Here is a 5,281-nt window from a genome sequence, read left to right on the forward strand (position 1 = left end):
TAATCTTGCCGTGCCCCTACCACCAACGATTAATCGGTCGGCGGGACAAGGCACAATCAATCTATCGGTGATGGGAAAATGTTAATCTTGCCGTGCCCCTACCACCAACGATTAATCGGTCGGCGGGACAAGGCACAATAAATCTATCGCTGATGGGAAAATGTTAATCTTGCCGTGCCCCTACCACCAACGATTAATCGGTCGGCGGGACAAGGCACAATAAATCTATCGCTGATGGGAAAATGTTAATCTTGCCGTGCCCCTACCACCGACGATTAATCGGTCGGCGGGACAAGGCACAATCAATCTATCGGTGATGGGAAAATGTTAATCCTGCCGTGTCCCTACCACGTTAATCGTGCCGCATCCTAACCAACAGCAACTGGAACTGGTGATAATTTGGTCATCAACCTAACGCCGAATTCCTGTTCAAACGGCATCTTTTTATAATCCAAATTCCACAGTTCTAACGTGCATTCATCGTTACTTTGTGCAGGTTCCAGGTGCAAGCGAAATTCTCGCAATTCTGGACGATACTCGCACTTGACGCGCTTCACTCCACCAATTTGTCGCCGATCTAGCGCCACGGCTAAGCGCAACAAAGCACTCAATTGGCATACCATTTGCCGCTGTTCTTTTGTGGGCAAATTGCGGTAAGCATCGTGCTTTTTCTTGGGCGCACTTTTGCGGTGATAGCGAGCTAAATTGGCAATCAATTCAATCTCGCATTCGGTATAACCGAGTAACTCGCTGTGACGAACTAAATAATAAGAATGTTGGTGGTGCGCCGAGTGACTGACGTGGTGACCGCTGTTGTGTAAAATTGCCGCAGCCCACAATAGTTCTCGTTCTGCTGCACCCCAGTTGTGCAGGCGTCCTTGAGTTTGGTCGAATAAACTCATGGCAAATTCTGCCACGCGCTGGGAATGTTCCAAATTGACTTGATATTTTTGGGCAGTTTTAAGCACGCTGCGCTGACGCACCGAACTTTGATAGCGCAATCGGTCTTCAATTAAACCGTGGGTTAGCATCCAGTCTACGATCGCACCTTCCCGCAGACTGCGTTCGCAAACTGCGATCGCTTCCACTCCCAGCAATGTCATCGCTTCCTGCAAAATCACTGCCCCAGCTAGAATAATTTCGGAACGGCGATCCGACATTCCAGGAATCGCGGCGCGTTCTGCATAATTCAACCTCCGGAAGCGATTCACCCACTCGCGCAAATCTTTTAAACTAAACTGATACCCATTGAGCGTCGAGGGAAGTATCCCCAACTTTTCGCGGGCATTAATCGCGGCTATGGTTTCAATCGTACCCGCAGTTCCGACGAGGCGGGGAATTTCCCCCGGTTTTAAGTGTGTTTGCAAGTCTTCTACGGGACGTTCTAACATCCCGCGCACGTAAGCTTGCAAAAACTGATATTCGGCGTTGCTGATGGGGTCGGTTTTGACTAATTCTGCGCTGAGTCGCACCGCGCCTATTTTGGTGCTGCTGAGACTTTGCGGTTCGTGACTATCGCCTAAAATTAATTCCGTCGAACCGCCGCCGATATCGATAATAATGTGGGGCTGGTTATTAAATTCCATCCCCGACAGCACGCCTAAATAAATGCGGCGCGCTTCTTCTTGACCGGAAATTAAATCGACGTGCAGTCCAATTTCGGCTTCTATCCGTTGCAGGAAGTCTCGTCCGTTGGGAGACTCGCGCACCGCGCTAGTTGCGATCGCAATAATTTGTTCGGCGTTAAGGGACTTGGCGACTTCGAGACAGCGACGCAATGCAGCGATCGATCGTTGCATTGCTTCTTCTTTGAGGCATTTGGTGATCGGGTCGCGATCGCCCAACCTCACTGTATCTTTTTCTCGGTCAATAATCGTAAAAGCCGGTAGCGAAGGAATAATCCGCACTACCACCATATGAATCGAATTCGTACCGATGTCAATCGCCGCTATAATGCGATCTTGGGAGCCAGCACGAGCCGAAACATTCACCGAATTTTCTGAGTTTGAATTTACCATCTAAACCTCCGGGATACTCCCGCCACATCGGTACTCCGATTAGCGCTGATGGGGATATTGTGCTGCAATCTCGCCCGCTCGATGCGGGCGAGATTGCCAATTACTTATCGGGTGCATGTTTCACTTTCCTCTTGAGATTACGGATAAACTCTCTAATTACTTCTGTTTGGGTTCTGCCTTCCTGCTCGCAGTAAGCTTTCAAAATCTCTAATTCTGAATCTGGAAGTCTGATATCTAGTCGCGCAGTCATAGCTACAATGTACGGATAAATGCTGTACAATATTACTATGCTACTCACCTATCAGTAAAAACTCAACCCGACTGAACCACAAGCGGCAACGATGGCGCTTTGGGGTGAGTTGCTGCGTCGCCACTGGAACTATGCGCTAGGGCAACGGCTGGATTGGTTGTACCGGACAGGTTCACCCATTGATCGTTGCAGCATTGTGTCTGAGCCGATTGGCGACATACCAAACAGGGTTGATTACTACACTCAAGCATCGGAGTTACGCCAAACTAAAGAACTATTTCCCGAATACAAAGACATCTACGCTGACTGCCAACAGCAAAACCTGATGCGACTGGACAGAACTTGGAAGCGCTGGCTGATTCCTGACAAGTCCGGCAAGCGGGGTGGCAAGCCACGGTTTAAGAAGCGGGGTAATATCTGCTCATTTACCTTCCCAAGGGTGAACTGTGCTAAGGCGGGAGCGCATCTGGGTGACAACGCCTTGAAGCTCTCAAAGATTGGTGAAATTGAGGTGATTGTGTACCGCCCAATCCCTGACGGCTTCACAATCAAGCAAGCCACGATTTTACACAAAGCAGACGGCTGGTATGTCAACTTTTCGCTGGAATATGGCACGGTTCCAGAGCCGTTACCAGTCGATGAAATTAAGTTTGCTGTTGGCATAGATATGGGGCTAGAAAAGTTTTTGGCAACATCGGATGGGCAAGCTGTTAAAATCCCGCAGTTCTACCGGAAATCTCAACAGCAGTTAGCGCGGCAACAGCGCCAGCTCTCTCGAATGCAGAAGGGGTCTAACAATCACCGCCAGCAAGCGAACAAAGTAGCGCGGTTGCACCTGCACATTGCCCGTTTGCGCAAAGACTTTCACTATCAGGTGGCGCATTGGCTGTGCAGCCTGTACGACCTGATAGCGTTTGAGAACCTGAACATCAAAGGCTTGGCTAAAACCCGACTGGCTAAGTCGATTCTGGATGCCGCTTGGGGCGCATTCTTGAACATCCTGCAAGCAGTAGCGGTAAAACGCGGCAAGTGGGCAATGGAAGGCAATGCCAGCGGAACCAGTATCGAGTGTTCGAGTTGCGGTGAACGGGTTGAGAAGACGCTGAAAGACCGTGTGCATGACTGCCCTCACTGCGGGTTAATAATTGACCGCGATTGGAATAGCGGAATCAACATTTTGAATCGGGTTCAACGGACGCTTGGACTAGCGTTTGCTGGCTGTGGAGGCTTAGGGGATGCCCTGCCTGTGAAGCAGCAACTCTCAATCGTGAGTTTGAGAGATCCCCCGCTACACCGCGCTTTGCGGTTAGCGGTGGGAGTTGTCACCTAAGTAGTCGGTAGTTGTTACTTGGTAAAGGCGACTTTGGCGGCAAAGAAGACATCCCTACCAAAACAAACTCACCCATAAATTAGTTAGCAGGACGCAGGTTGGTCGTCGTTAGTTCTTTCTTCACCGTCTTCTCTCACGATTCAGGGCTTCATCACCAATTTCGGTAAAATCGGCACCTTGCTACTTAGACGCATCCACGATGATTATCCAGCCCCCCAAGAATAAAGATATCCTATTGAAGTCAAAAAAATGCAAATGTAAGTTTATTTGATTTAGCCTGAAATTTAAAGGTATAAATTCCTAGTAGAACGTCGAGGACTCGAATATGCTTACCCACCAAGAAAGCCAAGACGAACCCACCTGGCTAACGATTATTCGGCTGTTGAGGTGGGACAAACCTGCGGGACGCCTGATTTTAATGATACCGGCACTTTGGGCTGTATTTTTAGCTTGTCACGGAATGCCGCCAGCGCCGCTAGTAGGCGTGATTATATTAGGTACGTTAGCGACAAGTGCGGCTGGTTGTGTCATCAACGACTTGTGGGATCGAGATATCGATCCGCAAGTGGAAAGGACGCGCACTCGTCCCCTCGCTTCTCGCGCTTTATCCGTCCGCACTGGCGCTGTGGTAGCGATTGTAGCGATGAGTTGCGCCGGAATTTTAGCGCTGTATCTCAATCCTCTCAGCTTTTGGTTGTGCGTGGCGGCAATTCCGGCGATCGTTTTTTACCCTACCGCGAAGCGCGTGTTTCCCGTCCCCCAGTTGGTGCTTTCCATTGCTTGGGGATTTGCGGTATTGATTAGTTGGAGTGCTGCGAAGTCTAACTTAGAACCCGCTAGTTGGATACTTTGGGGCGCGGTAGTCCTCTGGACGCTAGGATTTGATACCGTGTATGCCATGAGTGACAGAGAAGACGACCAACGCATTGGTATTAATTCCAGTGCCATATTCTTTGGCAAATATGCCGCCGATGCAGTTGGGATCTTTTTTATCGGTACTGCCAGTTTACTCGCGTGGCTGGGCGTCTTCATGCACCTGCACTGGCCTTTTTGGGTAACACTGGGAATCACAACAATTGGCTGGATTTGGCACTATTTCCGATTAAAACAGGAAGATTTACCGAAACCAGTTTACGGTCAAATCTTTCGCCAAAACGTCTGGATTGGTTTTGTTGTACTCGCGGGAATGATTTCCGGTTTAATTTGGTAATAGTTAATGGGTAATTGGTAATGGCAGTTTCTTAAAATTACCAATTATCCAATTAGTAATTATGAGAAAAATCATTATTGACGTTATGGGACTGGGTGCTAATGCTAACTCATCTGACCTGGAATAATCTTTAATAAATAGACTAGCATAGTCCCAGGGGAAAATACATTAAAGTTAAAGACATGGATGCTGTTGAACTCCTAATGCTTTATGCAGCGGGAGAAAGAGATTTTCTTGACGTTCTCCCTGGCCTGAAGGCGCAGGGATTCTAATCGTTACCGATCAGACTTTCTCTTTCTTCGAGTTCCCTTACTTGAAGATGTTTCCATATCCAAGCAGAGGGGAATCTCTGTCGGGTAAGGAGGCACACGTCACCGTGTCCCCCTCCCCTAAGAACCGGACTTGACAGTTTCCCATCATCCGGCTCAAGCCTTGAGCAACTCATTGTTCACACCGTGTATGTGCCTGTGACA

The 5,281-nt window shown here is 48.8% G+C and carries 3 protein-coding genes and 1 pseudogene; 2 read left to right on the plus strand and 2 right to left on the minus strand.

Features of this window, described 5'->3' with window-relative positions; all coding sequences use genetic code 11:
• Nucleotides 1-368 precede the first annotated feature (368 nt).
• Both MiSe_RS47520 and MiSe_RS47525 read right to left on the minus strand, forming a co-directional pair.
• Nucleotides 369-2,018 carry a Ppx/GppA phosphatase family protein gene (locus tag MiSe_RS47520; RefSeq protein ID WP_226594159.1) on the minus strand — a complete coding sequence of 550 codons (1,650 nt, stop codon included), beginning with the start codon at nt 2,016-2,018 and terminating at the stop codon, nt 369-371.
• A gap of 100 nt (nt 2,019-2,118) precedes the next feature.
• The gene (locus MiSe_RS47525) at nt 2,119-2,268 is read right to left on the minus strand and encodes a ribbon-helix-helix protein, CopG family (RefSeq protein WP_226594162.1); all 150 of its coding nucleotides are present in this window, start codon (nt 2,266-2,268) and stop codon (nt 2,119-2,121) included.
• A 70-nt stretch (nt 2,269-2,338) separates the two neighbouring features.
• On the opposite strand from MiSe_RS47525, the pseudogene MiSe_RS47530 reads away from it, so the two are divergent.
• Both MiSe_RS47530 and MiSe_RS47535 read left to right on the plus strand, forming a co-directional pair.
• Nucleotides 2,339-3,598: pseudogene (locus MiSe_RS47530) on the plus strand (RNA-guided endonuclease InsQ/TnpB family protein); the annotation flags it as partial.
• A 325-nt stretch (nt 3,599-3,923) separates the two neighbouring features.
• Nucleotides 3,924-4,808, plus strand: coding sequence for a 4-hydroxybenzoate solanesyltransferase (locus tag MiSe_RS47535; RefSeq protein ID WP_226594168.1), 885 nt, complete (start codon nt 3,924-3,926; stop codon nt 4,806-4,808).
• Nucleotides 4,809-5,281: the final 473 nt, after the last annotated feature.

The organism is Microseira wollei NIES-4236 (assembly GCF_020521235.1).
Lineage (GTDB): Bacteria > Cyanobacteriota > Cyanobacteriia > Cyanobacteriales > Aerosakkonemataceae > Microseira > Microseira wollei.

Coding starts and splice junctions, on each gene's coding strand:
- MiSe_RS47525 (WP_226594162.1), bottom strand. CDS start 2,268: ATGACTGCGCGACTAGATATCAGACTTCCAGATTCAGAATTAGAGATT.
- MiSe_RS47535 (WP_226594168.1), top strand. CDS start 3,924: ATGCTTACCCACCAAGAAAGCCAAGACGAACCCACCTGGCTAACGATT.
- MiSe_RS47520 (WP_226594159.1), bottom strand. CDS start 2,018: ATGGTAAATTCAAACTCAGAAAATTCGGTGAATGTTTCGGCTCGTGCT.